Raw genomic sequence first — 19,785 nt, forward strand, 5'->3', positions numbered from 1 at the left:
GACGACAATAGCACGATGGAACCACCTGATCCCTTCCCGAACTCAGAAGTGAAACATCGTCGCGCCAATGGTAGTGTGGTTCGCCCATGTGAGAGTAGGTCATCGTCAGCTCTCTATTCCTAGATAACCCCCAACGTTAATTCGTTGGGGGTTTTCTTTCGTGTGACGTTTTATGTCGTCGTTTATTTTTATTATTATTTTCTCTACCTGAATGGAAATATCTATTAAAGTGGTTTTGTGCATTATATCTATATTGTTGATTGGTACTAACAGTGTTAGATTTACAGGATATTTAACGATTATATCTGATAGGAAATGTATTACTATCCGTCATGGAAGTTTGCACTGCGTCAGGCAATTAAGGTAAGGAAGGAAAACAAGTGAAAGCTAAATTTGCAGGTATTCAATATTTAGGCGAAAGCAGTATTACGCAAACATGTAAAAAGGCAGTAATACAGCTCATATATTCTGGTGAAAATATACAAGACGTAAAAATACTTACCTTTGAAGATACGTATTCAAAAGCTCATGCATTGTTGTTAACCATTGAATATGATATTCAAATAATAATTAAAGGTGGTTTTGCCTCTGGTTATAACGGAGAGGGACCAAAAGGATATGCATGTGTCTTAAATTTGTTGAGGCAGTATACAGATAATATAAACGAATATATCATTCCTAAATCAATTTTTGAACGTATATCTAGCTCAAGTCTAACAGTGAAAGATTTAGAATATATCGATAATATTGAACGAGTTCGTCCTGCTAGGTGGTATGATTCTGCTTACCTTTACAAGGAATGCGAGCACAATGTTTTTAGTGAGTTTCCTCTCACTATTCCTATGGCTTTGCTGGATACACGCCTTATTGAACTGGCGTTGAATTTTAATACAAGTCCAGACAATGCGATCATGAGTGCATACCGAAAGATTGAAACTATAGTCAGAGAGCGAACTGGCTTAGAACACGAAAGTAGCACGAAGCTGTTTGCAAAAGCCTTTCAAGGTGATGATTCAGTTTTGTACTGGGAGAACTTAGATTCAGGTGAATCTAAAGGGAGAGCTTCTTTGTTTGCTAGTGTATTCATGGCTTATCGTAACAATCGAGCACATCAAGAACCTCGCCATAATTTGAGCGATGATATTCGAGAATTCATGCTAATAAATCAGTTATTCATTTTAGAAAGTGAATCAGTAGTTAGGCAAGATTAAAAGAATGAAGTCGTAATATACTGTATTTGAGTAGAGTTCTTATCGCTTAATAGCTCTGCCACCTAGTAAAATATTGTATGGAATTATTAGAGAGTCTACCTATGAATTGGATTGCAGAAAATAAAGAGTGGCTTTTTAGCGGAGTAGCGATTGCTCTACCTTTGGGTTTAATTGGGTTGTTTGTTGCAGTTTTAGGACTATTCGTCTCGAGTAAAAAAAATAAGCAAGTACAAAAAAGTGGCGATAACTCAAATAATATACAGGTTGGAGGAAACATAAATATAGGAGATAAGAAAAATGATGGATAAGCAAAGCCAAAAAGCAGGTAATAATTCTAGTAACTTCCAAGCTGAAAATATGACACTTGTGATGGGTATAGATGAAAAACGTGCTCGTGAGGTTTTTCAAGAAATGAATTTACGGTTGAAAGAGAACTACTCTGAAGAGGCAATGAAAATCGCTCAAATTAGAATTGATGAGTTTGAGAGTAGACTAATGCCTAAGATGGAAAGTTTAGAAGGTGCTTTAGAAGCATTTGCAGATCCAAGCTTTCAATTATTACTTGTTGAGGCTCAAAAAACCGCGGCTGCTACTGAAAGACCCGTTGACTATGAACTTCTTTCCGAATTGTTAGTACATAGATTCCAAAAAAGAGAAAATAGAGTAGCACGTGCAGGAATCAATCGTGCTGTAAAAATCGTAGATGAAATAGACGATGATGCCTTACTTGGATTAACGGTGTTCCATACAATAAATAGTTTTTTTCCAGTAACAGGAGATATATTTCAAGGATTAGACGTTTTAAATGAATTATTCGAGAAAATTTTATATGGAAGTTTGCCTTTGGGTAGAGATTGGCTAGATCACTTAGATATATTAGACGCTGTGCGTTTGAGTTCAATTGGTACCCTAAGGAAAATAGAGGAGTATTACCCTGAACAATTATATGGATATGTAGATGTAGGAATAAAGAAAAATTCTGAAAATTTTGATAGAGCAATGAGTATTATTGAAGCAAATGAGTTACCTAAAAGCATTATAACTGAGCATGCTTTGAACTCTGAATTTGTAAGAGTACCTATTTCAAATAGACAGCAGATTGAATCTCTTGTCTTAACAAAACAGCTTTTTCAGCAAGGGTTTCTTGTTCCTAAGTCTGTAGCTTTATCAAATAGTCAGAAAAAAGCAGTCAACATGATATATGATCTTTATTCGCAAGATATAAATATTAAGAATGAAAATATTCGATTATTTATAGAACACTGGGATGACAGAGCTAGTTTAAATACTCTTAAGAAGTGGTGGAATAGTATAAATATAGGTGCTGAAGTTACTTCTGTAGGAAGAGTATTGGCTCATTCCAATGCACAAAGATGCGATAAAAACCTTCCATCGCTTGATTAAAATATATTTTTGAACAGTAATATTCATACTGTTTTATAGTTTATAAAGGGCACGATATGACAACCTCAAAAGTCACCTACCAAGGCGACCTACGCACTACCGCCATCCACCTACAGTCGAATAATCAAATCATTACCGATGCACCAATAGATAATCAGGGTAAGGGTGAAGCCTTTTCACCGACTGATTTATTGGCAACCAGCTTAGCCAGTTGTATGTTGACCATTATTGGTATCAAAGCTCGTGATATGGAGATTGATATCGCAGGTACTACCGCTGAAGTAACGAAAGTAATGGCAGCTGACCCCAGACGTGTCAGCGAAGTACATGTTGCCATTACTTTTAATCAAAATCTAGATGATAAAACGCAAAAAATATTCTATAACACTGCGCTTACTTGCCCAGTTGCGAAAAGTATTCATCCTGATATCATTCAAAAAGTGACTATTAATTCTAAGAGCTATTGATTCCAAGAACTACTGATTCCAAGAACTACTAATTCCAAAAACTAGTAACCTCTATAATGGTGATTAATATGGCTACCAAAACCTTGCTTATCGTTGCTCATGCACCATCGCCTAATACCAAAAAATTAGCACAAGCGGCTTATGATGGTGCCAATCATCCCGATATAGATATCAATGTCATATTGAAGTCGCCACAAGATACCCAGCCTGCAGATGTGTTGGCTGCTGATGCGCTACTCCTAGGTACTACTGAGAACTTGGCTTATATGGCTGGAATGACCAAGGACTTCTTTGATCGCTGTTACTATCCGGTGTTAGAGAAGAAGCAGGGCATGCCGTTCGCGTTATATATTCGAGCAGGGCATGATGGTACGGGCACTAAACTTGCTATGAAGACGATTACCACTGGACTGCGTTGGGAATGGATTCAAGAAGCTCTGATTTTACAAGGTGATTGGCAAGAGGCATTTACTGAGCAAGTCGAAGAGCTTGCTATGACACTAGCAGCTGGGGTAGAAGCGGGTATTTATTAGTTTTTTTAATGCTTTGCTTGTAGTCATTATTCCTATCAAAGCTGTGATAACGAAGGCATATAAGGATATTAGCAGTGTTTAATAATGATTTAGATAATAGCCAATCTATTGCTCCTACCGGAATACCATTTTCTCAAGCATGTGAAAATAATAAACAGCCAATTTTGGATGTTTTACAGCAAGAGTTGAAAGACTCTACCCATGTATTAGAAGTAGGATCAGGGACGGGTCAGCATAGCGTTTATTTTGCGCCAAGATTGACCCATTTAACATGGCAGACCAGTGATGTGTTAGCCCATCATGCGACTATTAATGCTTGGCATGCTGCTTATCCTGCGCCCAATTTATATGCACCACTGGCTTTTGATTTGGCAGTGGATTCATTACCGATGAGTCTTGCTAGCAATCAGCCCTATGATGCGGTATTTACTGCTAACACTCTGCATATCATCTCATGGTTGCTGGTTGAGCAATTATTTAAGTTAGTAGGTGAGGCTTTACCTATAAATGGAAAGTTAATCGTATATGGACCATTTAATGAAAACGGACATTATACCAGCGCGGGTAATCAGCAGTTTGATAGTAGTCTCAGGCAACGCGACGCAAAGAGCGGCATTCGTCATTTAGAAGACATAATAGCTTTGGCAAAAACACATCATCTAAACCTATCTGATAAATATGCGATGCCAGCCAATAACCAGCTATTGGTATTTCAAAAAATTAGATAATGAAGCTTTGGCATAAAAAGACCTCTTAATTACGATTGATTGAGAGGTCTTTTTATTTAGAGCTACTTATGTTGTTTACATACAGTCAAATTACTTATAGGCTTCTGCTAAAAAATCTAAATAACGTTTCCAAGAACGCTCATCAGCACGGGCATCATATCTATCGCTTCCGAACACACTAAATGCATGTGGCGCACCACTATAGGTTAGCATCTCATGTGGCACTTTTGCCGCTTCTAACGTCTTACCCAAAGTGGCAAAGCTTTCAAGGGAAACGGATTCATCCGCAGAGCCATGAAATACCAATATCTCGCCAGTCGTCTTATCATAACTTTGACCTATTGGGGTGTCAAAGGCACCATGGAAAGGGACAAACGCTTTTTGTGGGAATCCTGAGCGTGCTAACTCTAAAGCAACCGTACCGCCAAAACAATAGCCCATCGTTACACCTGTGCGTGCATCATTGCCTTGCGCTTGACCAGCGTTCAATGCGCCTTGAAGTAAGCGGCGCATTTTGCTGCGATCGTCATATAGTGCACCGGTTAGGCGTTTATTATCTTCAATAGTTGTCGGGCGGATACCTTTCCCGAACATATCAGCAGCCAGTACGTTATAGCCCTCACTTGCCAACATATCAGCGCGCTTGCGCTCATAATCGGTGAGCCCATCCCAATCATGAATCAGTAATATAAATGGCGCATTGGGTTTATCGGCTTTGGCGTAATAGCCCTCATAGGGTTGATTATCTACCGTATAAGTGACATTTTTAGTGGTAATCGCTGCCGCTGTTTGGCTAAGTAGTAGTGCTGTTAAGCCTACAGAGGCGCTGTACAATAGTTTTTCGCCGTAGCGCTTAGATGATTTAATAGAAGTGGATGTGAATGTCATGGGTAGCCTCATTATGTTAGTTAAAAAATGTCAGTGAAAAATAGCCTATTTCAAAACCGATCCACCCTTTTAACCCTAATGAGCAGACACCTTTTACAGGATAGCGTAAAGAATAACAACATAACAACGCTATATTGTTAAAAATAATAAGTGTTTCTATCGTTTATAAATTTAACTAATGCCTGATTTTCTTAACCAAATATCAACACGCTTAACCATATAGTTGACATACCTGAGCAAAATTTTTGAGTAAGATAATTGTTGAGCTCAGCATTGCTATCTCAAGAGTGCTTGAATCAGTTTTTATCTTTAACCGTGCTACAACACAGAAAATAAACGGACATTTGAAGTAGCCACTATCGCTACGGATATAAAAACTGTGTTAGTGCTTATTAAATGGTCTAGTTATAGTCCATTTTTACTCATCAGCTAGCTAGGATATTTTATGAATAAGAATATTGATCATACTGACCCCGCTAAAGACATGAATATGGAACGTGGCAATGGTGGTGAAACCCATCAACGTGCAGGTGATGACACCAAAGTATTGACTACCCAACAGGGTGTGCCAATCTCGGACAATCAAAACTCACTCAAAGCCGGACCGCGCGGTCCAACGCTATTGGAGGATTTTGTCTTACGTGAGAAAATACATCACTTTGACCATGAGCGTATTCCTGAGCGTATTGTGCATGCGCGTGGTAGTGCCGCACACGGTTATTTTGAGCTGACCGAGTCATTAGAAGAATATACCACGGCTAAAATTTTGACTGAGATTGGAAAACAAACGCCACTATTTACGCGTTTTTCAACTGTTGCAGGTAGTAAAGGCTCAAAAGATACACCGCGTGATGTACGTGGCTTTTCAGTCAAAGTTTATACCGAAGAAGGCAACTGGGATTTGGTCGGTAATGACATGCCGATTTTCTTTATCCAAGATGCAATGAAATTTCCAGACCTTGTCCATGCAGTCAAACCTGAACCGGATCGTGGTTTTCCGCAAGCGGCGTCCGCTCATGATACGTTTTGGGATTTTGTCTCATTAAGTCCTGAAACCATGCACAACGTCATTTGGTTGATGAGTGATCGCGGGATACCACGTAGCTTACGCATGATTGAAGGTTTTGGTATTCATAGTTATCGCCTAATTAATAAAGAAGGCAAAAGTACCTTTATGCGTTTCCATTGGAAACCAGTGCTCGGCGTGCAATCAACGACATGGGATGAAGCGGTAAAAATCTCTGGTGCCGATCCTGATTATCATCGCCGCGATTTGTTTGAATCGATTAATAACGGTGATTTCCCTGAATGGGAGTTTGGTGTGCAATTATTCACGGAAGAAGAAGCCAATGACTTTCCGTTCGATCATTTAGATGCGACCAAGCTGATTCCAGAAGAAATGGTGCCCGTCAAAATCGTCGGTAAAATGGTACTAAATCGTTATCCTGATAATTTCTTTGCTGAAACAGAGCAAGTAGCTTTCTGTCCATCGCATGTACCGCCGGGTATTGATTTTAGTAATGATCCCTTATTACAAGGTCGTCTGTTCAGCTACTTGGACACTCAGTTATCGCGCTTAGGCTCACCAAATTTTGCACAAATTCCAATCAATGCACCAAAATGTCCATTTGCTAATAATCAGCAAGATGGTCATATGCAGATGCAAGTGCCAAAAACGCGTGTGCTTTATGAGCCACAAAGTCTTGATCCTACCAGACCACGTGAGAGTGTGAAGAAAGGCTTTGGATCTTTTGCTGAGACGCTAGATGATGGTGTTAAAGGTCGCGTGCGCGCTGAGAGCTTCGCGGATCATTATAGTCAGCCACGTATGTTCTATCGCAGCCAAACGACAGTTGAACAAGCACACATTGCCTCAGCCTATGCTTTTGAGCTAGGTAAAGTAGATACAGCGCATGTCCGTAGTCGTACGCTTAGTCATCTACGTAATATCGATGAAGATTTGGCAAGTCGCGTAGCAAAAGCGTTGGGTATGGAGCTGCCGGAAGCTGCTGAATCTGCCGCACCTATTCAAGATATGGAAATCTCTCCAGCCGTAAGAACGATTGGTCTGTCACCTAAGAGCTTAAAGGGTCGCATGATTGGTATTTTGGTAGCGGAAGGCTCAAAGCATAGTGAAATAGAGAAGTATGAGAAGGCAGCGCAAGCGCAAGGTGCCAGTGTCAAAATTATTGCACCGAATAAAGAAGTCAAATTGGACGATGATACCATCATACAAGCTGATGAGCGCGTAGCAGGGGGTCCATCCGTGATGTTTGATGCCGTGGTTAGTATCATCATGCCTGACCAAGCTAAGAAGTTGGCTAAAGACAGTGCTACGTTAGATTGGTTCACAGATGCTTATGTGCACTGTAAAGCGATTTCTTATTGCGGGGCAACGGACGAGTTTATCTTAAGTAAACTACCGATTGAAAAAGATGCCTTTGTCACGCCACTATCTGATGTGGACGTCTTTATTGAAAATGCCAAATCGCGCCTATGGGAACGTGAGCCAAAGGTTCGTGACTTAGCTTAATTTAGCTTAATATATTCGTATTTAAATCTCCAACAATGAACTCAGCCACTGTGCTGGGTTTTTTTATAAGAATTTTTTAGTCTTCAGCCTAAATAATTTTTAGTCACAAGCGTTCACTGAATATCACTTATAAACCGTTATTGAACGTTATAATGACCAATCATATTGCTTAATAACATCAAGAATACGGCAATGAGTAAGCTGGTTAAATATAGCCTTTGCTTTCATATATGGATATTTAAATGGCTAATATAAGCGTTATATTAGATAAAGGGATATTATGAGTTTAGTAGATATCGTTGCGATAGAGGGATATATTCAGACAACGTATATGGCGGTTTATCCTGACAAGTTATTATTATTAGATTCAGGGTGTCGATGTGATGTCGATAAGATTTTAGCGTATATCACCGACACTCTAAAACGTCCAGTTGAGCAACTTAAGACAGTCATGGTCACTCACATGCATCCCGATCATGCGGGCGGCGCTAAGCTGTTGCAGCAAAAAACTGGCTGTCAGATAGTTACCGCAATGTCCGACAAGCCTTGGTATCATGGTGTTTTGGGTAGAATTGCCCATCTGAATGATTTGGGATTGACTTATTATGTCGCCAGTCGCCAAAATAAGTCTATGACCAACGTCTGGTATCACCCCATTTTAAAAGCGGATATCACTGTTAAAGATGGTGACCGTGTGCCAAGTTTTGACGATTGGATCGTCTTGGAGACGCCAGGGCATACCGATCGAGACTTGTCTTTATGGCATCCGCAAAGCAAGCAGGCGTATACCGCCGATCTCATATTAATCATCAAAAATAGATTTGTCTCGCCTTATTTAATTACCTTACCTGACGCTTACCGTACGTCATTGGACAAGGTAAAAGCCCTGCAACCAGATACTTTATTACTGGCACATGATAAAAGAGTTAAGCTTAGCGATAAAGACTTCGAAAAATTGATAGAACGGGCACCGAATGAACCACGCAAAACAACGTTACAAAATGGTTTTAAGCTCATGCTTGCACAAGTTAAATTTGCTCGTAAAAGAGTAGATACCCCTTAATCAAATAATACAAACAAAAAAAAGCCCAATCATTAAATGATTGGGCTTTCCTAAATATGGTGGGCCGACCGCGACTCGAACGCGGGACCAATTGATTAAAAGTCAACTGCTCTACCAACTGAGCTATCGGCCCTGAGCGAGGATAAAACGAAGCACTGCTTCGTCTGAGCGCAAGAGAATTTACATTTTCGTAAATTCTAAAAACTCAGCATCCAAGCTAGGTTTGCATTTACTGCAAGATAAATTTCCTTAAAGAGAAATTTATTAAAACTAGACATCAAAAAGGATGTCTTTAAACTTATTACATCACTACCGGATAGAGTAGCATACATAACAAGCGTAATACTAAAGATGGTGGGCCGACCGCGACTCGAACGCGGGACCAATTGATTAAAAGTCAACTGCTCTACCAACTGAGCTATCGGCCCTGAAGAGTATAAAAAAAGCACTGCTTTTTTGACTCTACAAGTGAAAATTCTTTTAAGGGAATTTTCGGTAAGTTTAAGGTCTTTATTTATCGACTGCTCAATATCAAAAGAGGCATCAAACTCGTTTCACATTTAGATAATTTGTATCTCTAAACGTGAGAGCACATTATATATATAATTAAGACAAATACAACCCCGAATCAGCAAAAAAGTTAAAAATCTTAGATAATAATGAATGTTTTTTAACTTTGACTCTTATTTGGCTATCGAGTCACCTATTATCGCGGATAGTTTGTTATTTTAAAAATGATGTTTGAAAATTTTTGCTTAAAATCTTACTAATCTCTAGAGAGCGCTTCAACAGGATCCAATTTGGCGGCATTACGGGCAGGCAAGAATCCAAATACCACGCCAATAAGTGTCGAACAAACAAAGGCGGCAATAATGGAGGTCGAAGAATAAATGACTTTAAAGCTATCACCACCAACACGGTTAATCAGTTCGCCAATAGCAAACGCCATACCAATGCCTAATAAACCACCTAATATACAGACTAAAATAGCTTCAATCAAAAACTGCTGCATGATATCGCTTTGACGAGCACCGACTGCCATACGTACGCCAATCTCATTGGTGCGCTCGGTCACGGATACCAACATGATATTCATGACGCCAATACCGCCGACAATCAGCGAGATAATGGCGATAGAGGATATCAGCAAGGTCAATGCTGCCGTTGTAGACTCAATGGTTTGACGGATAGAGTCGGAGTTACGTATGCGAAAATCATCGGTACCGTGACGGCTTGTCATCAGATCTGAGATGGCAGACTCAGCGGCAGAAGAGGAGATGTTATTATCAATCAGCGCAATAAAACTCTCGATATAGGCGCTGCCTATGAGCCGTGACATCATGGTGGTATAGGGCATATATAAAGTAGGGGTGTCGACGCTTCTACTAAACCCGCCTTCGTTTGGCTCCAGTACTCCAATCACGCGTCCAGGAACACTTCCTATTAATAGTACCTCACCAATAGGGTTTGCTATAGTAGGAAAGAAAGTTTTATGTGCATTGCTGTCGATAATAATATCTTGGGTGCGGCGTAAGATACTTTGTTCATCAAAGCCTTGACCCATTGCCAATGTTTCACCGCTGACATCGAGATAATCTTTACCTACTCCGCTGATACTGGCGGCTTCTTGGATGTTACGATAGCGGACGCTCATATTGCTATTCAGCTGTGGACTGACACTAAGCACATAAGGCTGATCTGCGACCGCTTGGGCATCCTGAGGGGTCAAGTTATCATCATTATACTGACGTCTAGGATCGCCGTAAGGGTAGCCGTCGGTGACGGTGATGGTATTGGTACCTAGTGAGCTAATATTGGACAAAATCTGCTCTTGTGAGCCTTTACCGAGTCCAACGACCGATACCACAGAGGCGATACCAATGATGATACCTAGCATTGTCAGCAGAGTACGCATTTTGTGCGCACGCATAGCAAGTAAAGACATTTTAAACGATTCAAGCAAGCGGTCGATAAAGCTGCCAAAAGCACTTTTACGGTGTTTGTCTATTATCGACGCAGGTTGTGCTGCTGGACGCTGATAGTCTTCGTTTTTATAATCGGCAATGATATAACCGTCTTTGATTTCAATCACGCGTTCAGCTTGAGCAGCAAGACTGGGGTCATGCGTTACCATAATAATGGTATGACCTTGCGCATTTAAGTCTTTTAAAATTTGTACGACATCTTTGCCTGACTTGCTATCTAGCGCGCCTGTCGGCTCATCCGCTAGGATAATATCACCGCCGTTCATCAATGCCCTTGCGATGGACACACGCTGCTGCTGACCACCCGATAACTGGCTTGGGCGATTATTGACTTTGTCCGCCAGTCCCAAGTCTGATAAGAGCTTTTCGGCACGTTCATTGCGCGCTTGCCCGTCCATCCCTGCATAGACGGCAGGCACAGAGACATTGTCACGGGCACTGATGTCACCCAATAGATGGTAACGCTGAAAAATAAAACCAAAGTGTTCACGGCGCAGTTTTGCCAGTTCATCAGGAGCTAAACGATTCACGTATTGACCAAATACTTGATAATCGCCGGCAGTCGCTTGATCCAAGCAGCCCAAAATATTCATCAAGGTTGATTTGCCTGAGCCTGATTGTCCAATAATAGCCACCATCTCGCCTTGATGGATGGTTAGATTGATATCGTGCAATACACGAATGGTCTGCTCGCCCGCTTTAAACTCTCTAATCAAGCCTTTGACTTGCATCAAAGGCTTATCAGTGTCGGCGTTAGCATAAAGATCTTGGCTGCTCATTTACTATCCTGCTTATCTTAATCAATATCAAAGCTGATTTGTCGCTCGTTTGAATGTCTTTTAAATCTTGTTATGTTTGAGTCTAGAGTTCGGACTAAAATGGTCGGCCGCCTCTGCCACCACCGCCTTTACTGCCACTATCTGGTCCTTCCTCGCTTAAGATAACCTCGTCACCTTTTTTAAGACCGCTCAATATCTCCGCATTGACGCGGTTATTGATACCAACTGTGACAGCTTGTTCAACCACTGTGCCATCAGCTTTAAGAACGCGTACATTTGCCATAGTCGCCGTAGAATCACTGTCAACATTCGTCACAGTATTCTTAGTACTAACATTTTTTGAATTTTTAGATTTTCCAGTTTTACCGGCAGGTTGCAGTGCGGCAGAAGGGATAAGTAGCGCATCTTTGGCTTGGTTAATGACAATATAAACTTGCGCGGTCATATCGATACGAAAGCGGCGCTCGGTATTGGGCACTTCGATATAACCAACGTAATAAATGGCGGCATCGGTCGAGCTGGTATCACTGATTTTTTCAGGAGCCGGTTCAATAGCTTTAAGGATCGAATCATATTTTTGGTCGGGATTACCGATGATATTAAAATAAACAGGTAAGCCTGCTTTGACATTAATGACGTCAGCTTCAGAGATTTGAGCATTGATGCGTACGGTAGATAAATCAGCTAAGGTAACAATGGTCGGTGCACTTTGATTGGCATTGACCGTCGTCCCTTGCTCAGTCGTTACCGATACTACAGTACCTGACATCGGCGCGCGAATGGTGGTGTAGCTTAAATCTTCTTGCGCGGTGCTGACGTTGGTTTGAGATTTACGTAATGCTGCCTGCTGGCTGTTAATATTCGCTGCAGTAGTGGCAATAGCGGCTTTAGCAGTATCGATAGAGGCACGCGCATTGGCGACTGCTGCCTGCGCAGTTTGTACCTTTGTCCCTTGAGTATCATAATCCTGCTGTGATATCGCGTCGATAGCGAGTAAGCCTTGCAAGCGTGAAAAATCTGCTTGCGCTTGTCTTAACTCAGCTTGGCGGCTGGCAAGATCTGCCTGCGCACTTTTTAAACCTGCTTGACGACTTAACGACTCAGCTCGTGCACTTTGTAGCGCCGCTTCACTTTGCTCAAGGCTTGCTTGCTCATTGCTCAGGCTGTTCTTCTGCGTTACTTGGTCAATCTGCGCAATCAAATCGCCTTTTTGCACTTCATCACCGACTTCAACGAATAGTCGCGTCACTTCACCAGATACTTGCGCACCAACATCGACGGTATTTAAAGCCTTAACTTTACCCGATGCCATAACGTTATTTTCGATATCGCCAATCTCAGCAGTCGCCGTTAGATAGTTGGGTGTTACTTCTTTTGGTTTTAAGGTTTTGTAGGCTAAAACCCCTAAAGCGATAATGACGAGGGCAATAATGCCCCATTTAATAGCAGAGTTTTTGCTAATTTTGCGCATGACGACAATCCAATAACAAGAAAATCAAATGTAACTATAATAGAGGCTCGATGGACAAAAGGGAATGGGAGTTAGTTTGCGAAAGGTTAAGAAGAAATATTGAGGCAGGTTTTGCAGAGGAGATTTGGATTTGTGCAGGAAGTTTATCGTTGAAAAAGCAGGTTAAGAAATAATATCGTTATTAGAGGTACTATTGGTTACTGACTGATAAATAACTAAGAATTCATCACTTTGGTTATTTAGTAGGGAACAAACGTTTTCCTGATAATTCTAACGCAGCTTGTAGTAATAGCTCCCATGCTGGCTGGATGATAAGACCTTTGATTGCCTGATCACAGCGATAAAGCAGAGCAGGCCACGCAGCTGTTTGCGCTTTTGCCTGACGACGACAGGCTTGCTGATATAAGCCTTGTTTACTGCGCCAAATACCTAAGGCTTGCGGATCTTGTCCATCCATCAGTTGCATGATTTGCCGCATGTCTTTACTGATTGCCCATAACACCAGTGTCGTTGGCTCATCCGTGGCTTTGAGCTGAAATATGATTTTAGCGACTTGGGCACTATTGCCAGCAAGCATCGCATCGGACAAATCAAACACGCTAAACTGCGCATCGCTGACCAATGCCGCTTGTAAGTCATTAATACCTAGTGCGACCTGTGATAGGTGCGGGCTAGAGTTTGTAGTTTCTTGAATGGCAGCATCATTATTTGCCATGAGTTGTGGGGCAAACAAATAAGATAAGCGCCATAAGGTTTGATAGGCACTGAGCAAATGATGTTCAGTATGTGACATGAGTAGCTGCCACGCTTCTTGCGATAGCTTTAAGCCAAACTGCTGCGCTTGTATCTGCAATAACTGCTGACGCTGCTGCTCATTATACAAATTACAGTCGATGACGTGACCATATTGCGCAAATGGCGTAAACCACTTGCTGCTCTGAGCGCGTTTGTCTTGTTTTGGGGTCAACCATAATAAGCTATGACTGTGGCTACCTGCTTGAGCGTCCTGTGCAAAGCGTTCAAGTTCTATAATGACTGCCTTATCAGGTTTATGGTTGCCTGTGACAATCAAGGCACTAGCATCATCAAATAAAGACTGGCTGCCAAGCTCTGACAATACTTCTTGCCAGCTCTTAACCGATATAAGCTCAATACGCTTAATGGCGTAATTCTGCGCGCGCCAATGTGGACGCAGCGCATCGATGAGCCATTGACTTAATAATGGCTCGTCACCATGTGCTAGCCACAAGCCTGCTACAGCAACTGAGGATCGCTGTAGCTTTGGATAAGCTTGTATAAAAGTATCTTGCATAAAATACTGACGCACACAAAGTTGTGAATAAAAAAGCAAAGCCAAAAAATTGCTAAGCTACATTTGAGCCATATTAAGGTTTGGGTACAAGAATCGCCGTAACGCCTGTACCTTTACCGATTTGCGCAGAAGTAGTGGCGCTGGCAGGTGTTACCTTTGGCAGGGCAATCGCGACATATTGATCGGTGATACGTCTTGCTAAACTGTCATAGAGCCATTCACGAATTTGATCACCTTGCTGATCGTCGGTGCTCACTGACGCTTCGTTATACTGATAGCTACGTTCAACTTGAATCGGATTACTGAGCGTTACAGGCTTACCATTATCTATGCTTTGATAGCTAACATCGGCTGATATCACCAAGCGAATTTCTGTTAATACGCCGACCAATTCATAACGCTTAAAACGTACGTTATTGACGGTAATCGCAGCGATGGTTTCAGCGCCTACGTTTTGATTGTTACTAGCGACATCCGTCAATGTCATGTTAGTAATGACATTAACGCCCAATGCCTCAAGGCGTTTTGTGAGAGGCAGCTTTAGTGGGAATGCGGTGCGATTATCTTCGATAATTACCGCGGTCTTCGCCACATCAAACAGCATGGGCGCATCATAACCGCGTAGTTGAAAGCCGCAGCCACTAAGACTGGCAGTCGCCCCGACGATGGCAAGCATTGGCAAAGATGCAAGTAATGCGGTCGCTAGTTTCTGTCTATTCGACTTATTAGGCATGTGCTTTTTCCCTTACATGTTGTTTGATATGACGGCATAGCATGGTGCTTATCCGTCATAATCGCTATTCTTATTATGATAAGAAAACCTAAAATATCCGCGTTTAATTATCTCTAGCCAGCAACCACGATATTAACCAGTTTATTAGGTACGACGATCTCTTTTTTGATATCACCGGTCAGGAACTTTGCCACACCTTCAATCGCGCGTGCCTGTGCTTTTAGCTGCTCAGGGTCGCTATTAGGTGCCACATCCATTTTGCCGCGCATTTTTCCATTGACCTGAATCACCATGGTAATCATATCTTGTACCAATGCACTTTCATCGACCATAGGGTAATTTAAGGTGACGGTATCAAGCCCTAATTGCTCAAGTAAATGCTCACCAATGTGTGGCGCATATACCGATAGCATAATCAATAAATCAGTCAAGGCTTCGTGCTGTACTTGCAGCTCTTGCTCGCTATTAGCTTTAAAGTTGCTCAGCTCATTAGCAAGTTCCATCAAGCTAGAGACAGGGGTATTTAGTGCTAGGCGTTTACCCAAGTCACTATCAATCTTGCCAATGGTTTCATGCGTCTTACGGCGCAAGGCTTTAGCTTCTTTGCTTAAGCTATCCGTATTTAAGGTATCACTATTGAGCGATTCAAGACTTAAGTTGGCATCAGTTAACGCTTGGATATGCTCAGAAGCAATGCGCCATACTTTTTTAACAAAGTTATAAGGACCTTTGAGCGCGTCATCTGACCATTCAAGCGTTTGATCCGCAGGGGCTGTAAACAAAGTATATAGACGAACGGTATCAGCGCCATATTTATCAATGGTAAGCTGCGGGTCGACACCATTATTTTTTGACTTTGACATTTTTTCGATTTTGCCAATCGTTACCGGCTGTCCATCTGATTTTAGGATGGCTTTAATCGGCTGACCGCGCTCGTTAAAGTCAATATCGATGTCTTCGGTAAAGTAATAAGTGGTACTGCCATCGCTATTCACGCGGTAGAAAGTACCTGCAAGTACCATTCCTTGAGTCATCAAATTGGCAAATGGCTCATCGCCTGATACCAAGTTTTCATCACGCATGAGCTTGTGGAAGAAGCGCGCATAAAGCAGATGCATCACCGCATGCTCGACACCACCGATATATTGGTCAACTGGCAACCATTTATTGGCGGCAGATTTATTGACCATATTGGTTGTATCGTGTGGGCTGGCAAAGCGCGCATAGTACCAGCTTGATTCTACAAAGGTATCAAAGGTATCGGTTTCGCGCTCAGCAGGATTGCCACATTTAGGGCAAGTGGTATTCACAAATTCTGGGATATTTTTTAGTGGATTGCCACGACCGTCAGGGACGACATCAGTCGGTAAGACAACTGGCAAATCTTGTTCTTCAACTGGCACGGTGCCGCAATGCTCGCAGTTGACCATTGGGATAGGGCAGCCCCAATAACGCTGGCGTGAAACACCCCAATCACGGAGACGGTATTGAATTTTTTTCTTGGCAAGCTCCTGAGGCTCAAGCTTAGCAAGCATGGCTTCAAACGCTTGCTCAAAGTCCATGCCATCAAATTCGCCTGAATTGACTAGAGTATTGCGCTCGGTATAAGCACGATTGCTCTCAGTATTATTCGCTTCGGCGTCAGCTTCTACCTTATCAAAATACCCTGCAGGAATGTCAATGACTTGCTTAATCGGTAAGTTATATTTGGTTGCAAACTCATAGTCGCGTTCATCGTGAGCAGGTACTGCCATTACCGCACCTGAGCCATAGCTCATAAGTACATAATTGGCAACCCAAACAGGCACTTCTTCGCCAGTCAATGGATGGGTCACAGTTAGGCCAGTATCCATACCAATTTTTTCGGCTTTAGCAAGGTCTGCCTCAGCGACTGAGCCTTTCTTGCAAAGGGCACAAAACTCTGCAATCGCTTTATTATTCTCGGAGGCATATTGGGCTAGCGGGTGCTCTGCGGCCACTGCCACATAAGTGACACCCATCAAGGTATCAGGACGAGTGGTAAAGACGTCTAAGCTATTGCTTTGACCAGCCAGCTCATAAGGGAAATGGACTTCCATACCGGCACTACGACCAATCCAGTTACGCTGCATGGTTAGCACTTCAGACGGCCAATGACCTTCTAACTGGTCTAAATCATCAAGCAGCTCATCAGCATAATCGGTGATGTTAAAGTAATACATTGGGATATCGCGCTTCTCGACCATTGCACCACTACGCCAGCCTTTACCATCGATGACTTGCTCATTGGCTAATACAGTATTGTCGATTGGATCCCAGTTGACGGTTGCAAGCTTTTTATAGACCAAGCCTTTTTTATATAACTGCAAAAACAACCACTGCTCCCACTGATAATATTCAGGGCTACAAGTGGCAAATTCACGTGACCAGTCAATAGACAAGCCAAGCAATTTTAGCTGGGCGCGCATACTGTCGATATTCTCAAACGTCCACTTGGCAGGCGGCGTCTGATTGGCAATCGCGGCGTTTTCTGCTGGCAAGCCAAAACCATCCCAGCCCATTGGCTGCATGACTTCATAACCTTTAAGGCGATAATAACGGCTTAATACATCAGAAATAGTATAGTTGCGCACGTGACCCATATGCAGCTTACCACTTGGGTACGGAAACATAGACAGCATATAACGGCTTGGCTTATCGCTTGGCTCATTGCTGACTTCAAAACGCTTATCTGTTGCCCATTTGGCTTGCTGCTGCGCTTCGATAAGTTGCGGCTGATATTGGGTCTTGTCGCTAGAAGTATTATTAGTATGGTTAGTATTAGCAGTTTCTGCTGTTACGGCGTTGGTCATAGTTGGCTCGGAATCGGTTATTACAGATAAATGGGGTGAAATTTTATAATGCCATAGCATAGCTTAATTTGGCGAAAATTGCGACGATAGGATGTCGCCTTTCATTGATTACCTAGTGGCTTTTCAGCTTATATTCGGCGCTTGCCGATATCTACATTTGCCATGTGCCAGCTTCAAGCATTATTTGAGTATAATAAACAGTAACGTTCATTGACAAGGAGACATTATGACCATCACTATTTACGGTATCAAATCTTGTAGCACCATGAAAAAAGCCTTTACCAAGCTTGATGAGTTGGGCGTTAGCTATAACTTTCATGATTATAAAAAACAAGATATTGATAAAGAAACGATACAGCGCTGGGTGGATAGCCTAGGTATTGATAAAGTATTAAACAAACGCGGAACGACATGGCGTAAGCTAGAAGATGCTCAAAAGCAAGCGGCGGATAGCGATGTGGATAAATCCATTGATTTACTCATTGAAAATACCAGTATGATTAAGCGTCCGATAGTTGAAGGTGAGCTGACTGATAAAAATAAGCCGATATTATTATGTGGCTTTGATGAAGCCGAGTTTGATAAAGTTTTTTCGTAAAAGACTACTGCTACCATCAATAAAGCCCGAGCTAAGAACCTCTTAGCTCGGGCTTTGTAACACCTAAAATAAACCAAATCACACTTGCGAGCCATATAAGCAAGACGTAAAAGCGAATTTGTTCGGCATTCCAATCTAGTGCAAACCACTCAATGAGGAAAAATGACTTCCACCCTTCTATCCATTTTGCGCCACCATAGCCAATAATCCACCAGCAGTACAGGCTTTCTAAGATAAAAAGTAGACACCAAAGCCACAATGCCATGATTTACTCCTGCTATTCTGCCAATGATTAGCCTAGATCTCGACTGATTAATGTACCAACACCTTCGTTGGTAAAAATCTCTAACAGCGTCGCATGCGGTACGCGGCCATCGACGATAACAGCACTTTTTACGCCGCTACGAACGGCATCAAGCGCACATTGAATTTTAGGAATCATGCCGCCTGAAATCGTACCATCTTCAATTAGGCTGTCCACAGTCTTAGGCGTCAAACCAGTGACGACTTCGCCATCACGACCCAATACCCCTTTGATATTGGTTAATAGCATGAGTTTCTCTGCCTGCAAGAATTCGGCGACTTTACCAGCAACCAAATCGGCATTGATATTATAAGTATTGCCTTCTTCATCGACGCCAAGAGGGGCGATAACAGGAATAAAGTCAGAAGCAATCAGCATGTTAATCACGTCTTTATTGACGCTGACCACGTCCCCGACAAAGCCCAAATCTACCGGTACAGCAACACCATCTGTGCCGATTTTTTCCATCATCAATTTTTTAGCCAAGATTAAGTTGGCATCTTTACCCGTCAAGCCGATAGCGCAGCCGCCATGTTTATTGATCAAGCTCACAATCGATTTATTAACATTGCCGCCAAGTACCATCTCGACGATATCCATGGTGTCCTTGTCAGTAACGCGCATCCCATCGATACGGTCTGAGTGCCGCCCAAGCTCTTTTAATAAATTATCCACTTGTGGACCGCCACCATGTACGACCACAGGATGCATACCAACAGTTTTGAGTAGGACGATATCTCGGGCAAATGAGCTTTCAAGCGCAGGATCGGTCATGGCATTGCCGCCGTATTTGACCACAATGATTTTATCGACGAAGCGTTGAATATAGGGCAGGGCGGTGGTCAAGACTTCAGCAGTAATTTTGGCTTCATCTAAATTCAAGGTCATTATAAACTCCTAAAATACGGTGTTAAGCGATTGGTTGTTGTTATAAAAAGTCATAAA

Annotated in this window: 17 protein-coding genes, 2 tRNA genes and 1 rRNA gene; 10 read left to right on the forward strand and 10 right to left on the reverse strand. The window is 42.1% G+C overall.

Features of this window, described 5'->3' with window-relative positions:
* From rrf to JMX75_RS11815, 7 genes are all read left to right on the forward strand, one after another.
* Window positions 1-111 (forward strand): 5S ribosomal RNA (rrf, locus tag JMX75_RS11785); the annotation flags it as partial.
* Between the two features lie 269 nt (window positions 112-380).
* A complete protein-coding gene (locus tag JMX75_RS11790; RefSeq protein ID WP_201532452.1) occupies window positions 381-1,211 on the forward strand; it encodes a TIGR02391 family protein in 831 nt (276 codons plus the stop codon).
* A 101-nt stretch (window positions 1,212-1,312) separates the two neighbouring features.
* Window positions 1,313-1,519, forward strand: coding sequence for a hypothetical protein (locus tag JMX75_RS11795; RefSeq protein WP_201532453.1), 207 nt, complete (start codon window positions 1,313-1,315; stop codon window positions 1,517-1,519).
* Window positions 1,509-2,615 carry an LPO_1073/Vpar_1526 family protein gene (locus JMX75_RS11800; protein ID WP_201532454.1) on the forward strand — a complete coding sequence of 369 codons (1,107 nt, stop codon included), beginning with the start codon at window positions 1,509-1,511 and terminating at the stop codon, window positions 2,613-2,615. The genes JMX75_RS11795 and JMX75_RS11800 overlap by 11 nt, the downstream gene beginning before the upstream one ends.
* 56 nt (window positions 2,616-2,671) lie before the next feature.
* Window positions 2,672-3,082 carry an OsmC family protein gene (locus JMX75_RS11805; RefSeq protein ID WP_201532455.1) on the forward strand — a complete coding sequence of 137 codons (411 nt, stop codon included), beginning with the start codon at window positions 2,672-2,674 and terminating at the stop codon, window positions 3,080-3,082.
* Between the two features lie 68 nt (window positions 3,083-3,150).
* Window positions 3,151-3,615, forward strand: coding sequence for a flavodoxin family protein (locus JMX75_RS11810; RefSeq protein WP_201532456.1), 465 nt, complete (start codon window positions 3,151-3,153; stop codon window positions 3,613-3,615).
* Window positions 3,616-3,689: 74 nt separating this feature from the next.
* Window positions 3,690-4,343, forward strand: a complete 654-nt coding sequence (locus tag JMX75_RS11815; protein ID WP_201532457.1) for a DUF938 domain-containing protein — start codon at window positions 3,690-3,692, stop codon at window positions 4,341-4,343.
* A 90-nt stretch (window positions 4,344-4,433) separates the two neighbouring features.
* Here the strand turns inward: JMX75_RS11815 and JMX75_RS11820 are convergent, their stop codons facing one another.
* The gene (locus JMX75_RS11820) at window positions 4,434-5,231 is read right to left on the reverse strand and encodes a dienelactone hydrolase family protein (protein WP_201532458.1); all 798 of its coding nucleotides are present in this window, start codon (window positions 5,229-5,231) and stop codon (window positions 4,434-4,436) included.
* Window positions 5,232-5,676: 445 nt separating this feature from the next.
* Between JMX75_RS11820 and JMX75_RS11825 the strand changes: the two genes are divergently transcribed.
* Both JMX75_RS11825 and JMX75_RS11830 read left to right on the forward strand, forming a co-directional pair.
* The gene (locus JMX75_RS11825; RefSeq protein WP_201532459.1) at window positions 5,677-7,764 is read left to right on the forward strand and encodes a catalase; all 2,088 of its coding nucleotides are present in this window, start codon (window positions 5,677-5,679) and stop codon (window positions 7,762-7,764) included.
* 280 nt (window positions 7,765-8,044) lie between these two features.
* Window positions 8,045-8,827, forward strand: coding sequence for an MBL fold metallo-hydrolase (locus tag JMX75_RS11830; protein WP_201532460.1), 783 nt, complete (start codon window positions 8,045-8,047; stop codon window positions 8,825-8,827).
* A gap of 57 nt (window positions 8,828-8,884) precedes the next feature.
* Here the strand turns inward: JMX75_RS11830 and JMX75_RS11835 are convergent.
* From JMX75_RS11835 to leuS, 7 genes are all read right to left on the reverse strand, one after another.
* Window positions 8,885-8,960: transfer RNA gene (locus JMX75_RS11835), tRNA-Lys, on the reverse strand.
* 219 nt (window positions 8,961-9,179) lie between these two features.
* Window positions 9,180-9,255 (reverse strand) — tRNA-Lys (locus JMX75_RS11840).
* Window positions 9,256-9,593: 338 nt separating this feature from the next.
* Complete coding sequence (locus JMX75_RS11845) at window positions 9,594-11,591, reverse strand: MacB family efflux pump subunit (protein WP_201532461.1); 1,998 nt, start codon at window positions 11,589-11,591, stop codon at window positions 9,594-9,596.
* Between the two features lie 94 nt (window positions 11,592-11,685).
* Window positions 11,686-13,062, reverse strand: coding sequence for an efflux RND transporter periplasmic adaptor subunit (locus JMX75_RS11850; RefSeq protein WP_201532462.1), 1,377 nt, complete (start codon window positions 13,060-13,062; stop codon window positions 11,686-11,688).
* A 235-nt stretch (window positions 13,063-13,297) separates the two neighbouring features.
* Entirely contained in the window at window positions 13,298-14,374 is a 1,077-nt protein-coding gene (gene holA / locus JMX75_RS11855; protein WP_133105512.1) for a DNA polymerase III subunit delta, read from the reverse strand.
* Window positions 14,375-14,447: 73 nt separating this feature from the next.
* On the reverse strand, window positions 14,448-15,107 hold the full coding sequence (gene lptE / locus JMX75_RS11860) for an LPS assembly lipoprotein LptE (RefSeq protein ID WP_201532463.1): 660 nt from the start codon (window positions 15,105-15,107) through the stop codon (window positions 14,448-14,450).
* Window positions 15,108-15,220: 113 nt separating this feature from the next.
* Window positions 15,221-17,938 carry a leucine--tRNA ligase gene (leuS, locus tag JMX75_RS11865; RefSeq protein WP_227673088.1) on the reverse strand — a complete coding sequence of 906 codons (2,718 nt, stop codon included), beginning with the start codon at window positions 17,936-17,938 and terminating at the stop codon, window positions 15,221-15,223.
* A 226-nt stretch (window positions 17,939-18,164) separates the two neighbouring features.
* Here leuS and JMX75_RS11870 point away from each other — a divergent pair, with 226 nt between their 5' ends.
* Complete coding sequence (locus JMX75_RS11870) at window positions 18,165-18,536, forward strand: Spx/MgsR family RNA polymerase-binding regulatory protein (protein WP_020442859.1); 372 nt, start codon at window positions 18,165-18,167, stop codon at window positions 18,534-18,536.
* A gap of 31 nt (window positions 18,537-18,567) precedes the next feature.
* Here JMX75_RS11870 and JMX75_RS11875 read toward each other — a convergent pair whose 3' ends face one another.
* Both JMX75_RS11875 and argB read right to left on the reverse strand, forming a co-directional pair.
* Entirely contained in the window at window positions 18,568-18,801 is a 234-nt protein-coding gene (locus JMX75_RS11875; RefSeq protein WP_201532465.1) for a hypothetical protein, read from the reverse strand.
* A 27-nt stretch (window positions 18,802-18,828) separates the two neighbouring features.
* Window positions 18,829-19,728, reverse strand: a complete 900-nt coding sequence (gene argB, locus JMX75_RS11880; protein WP_181210695.1) for an acetylglutamate kinase — start codon at window positions 19,726-19,728, stop codon at window positions 18,829-18,831.
* Between the last annotated feature and the right edge of the window lie 57 nt (window positions 19,729-19,785).

The sequence above is a fragment of the Psychrobacter sp. LFX-11D genome (assembly GCF_904846475.1).
Taxonomy (GTDB): Bacteria; Pseudomonadota; Gammaproteobacteria; order Pseudomonadales; family Moraxellaceae; genus Psychrobacter; species Psychrobacter cryohalolentis.

Coding starts and splice junctions, on each gene's coding strand:
- JMX75_RS11795 (WP_201532453.1), top strand. CDS start 1,313: ATGAATTGGATTGCAGAAAATAAAGAGTGGCTTTTTAGCGGAGTAGCG.
- JMX75_RS11800 (WP_201532454.1), top strand. CDS start 1,509: ATGATGGATAAGCAAAGCCAAAAAGCAGGTAATAATTCTAGTAACTTC.
- JMX75_RS11805 (WP_201532455.1), top strand. CDS start 2,672: ATGACAACCTCAAAAGTCACCTACCAAGGCGACCTACGCACTACCGCC.
- JMX75_RS11810 (WP_201532456.1), top strand. CDS start 3,151: ATGGCTACCAAAACCTTGCTTATCGTTGCTCATGCACCATCGCCTAAT.
- JMX75_RS11820 (WP_201532458.1), bottom strand. CDS start 5,231: ATGACATTCACATCCACTTCTATTAAATCATCTAAGCGCTACGGCGAA.
- JMX75_RS11825 (WP_201532459.1), top strand. CDS start 5,677: ATGAATAAGAATATTGATCATACTGACCCCGCTAAAGACATGAATATG.
- JMX75_RS11830 (WP_201532460.1), top strand. CDS start 8,045: ATGAGTTTAGTAGATATCGTTGCGATAGAGGGATATATTCAGACAACG.
- JMX75_RS11845 (WP_201532461.1), bottom strand. CDS start 11,591: ATGAGCAGCCAAGATCTTTATGCTAACGCCGACACTGATAAGCCTTTG.
- JMX75_RS11850 (WP_201532462.1), bottom strand. CDS start 13,062: ATGCGCAAAATTAGCAAAAACTCTGCTATTAAATGGGGCATTATTGCC.
- holA (WP_133105512.1), bottom strand. CDS start 14,374: ATGCAAGATACTTTTATACAAGCTTATCCAAAGCTACAGCGATCCTCA.
- lptE (WP_201532463.1), bottom strand. CDS start 15,107: ATGCCTAATAAGTCGAATAGACAGAAACTAGCGACCGCATTACTTGCA.
- leuS (WP_227673088.1), bottom strand. CDS start 17,938: ATGACCAACGCCGTAACAGCAGAAACTGCTAATACTAACCATACTAAT.
- JMX75_RS11870 (WP_020442859.1), top strand. CDS start 18,165: ATGACCATCACTATTTACGGTATCAAATCTTGTAGCACCATGAAAAAA.
- JMX75_RS11875 (WP_201532465.1), bottom strand. CDS start 18,801: ATGGCATTGTGGCTTTGGTGTCTACTTTTTATCTTAGAAAGCCTGTAC.
- argB (WP_181210695.1), bottom strand. CDS start 19,728: ATGACCTTGAATTTAGATGAAGCCAAAATTACTGCTGAAGTCTTGACC.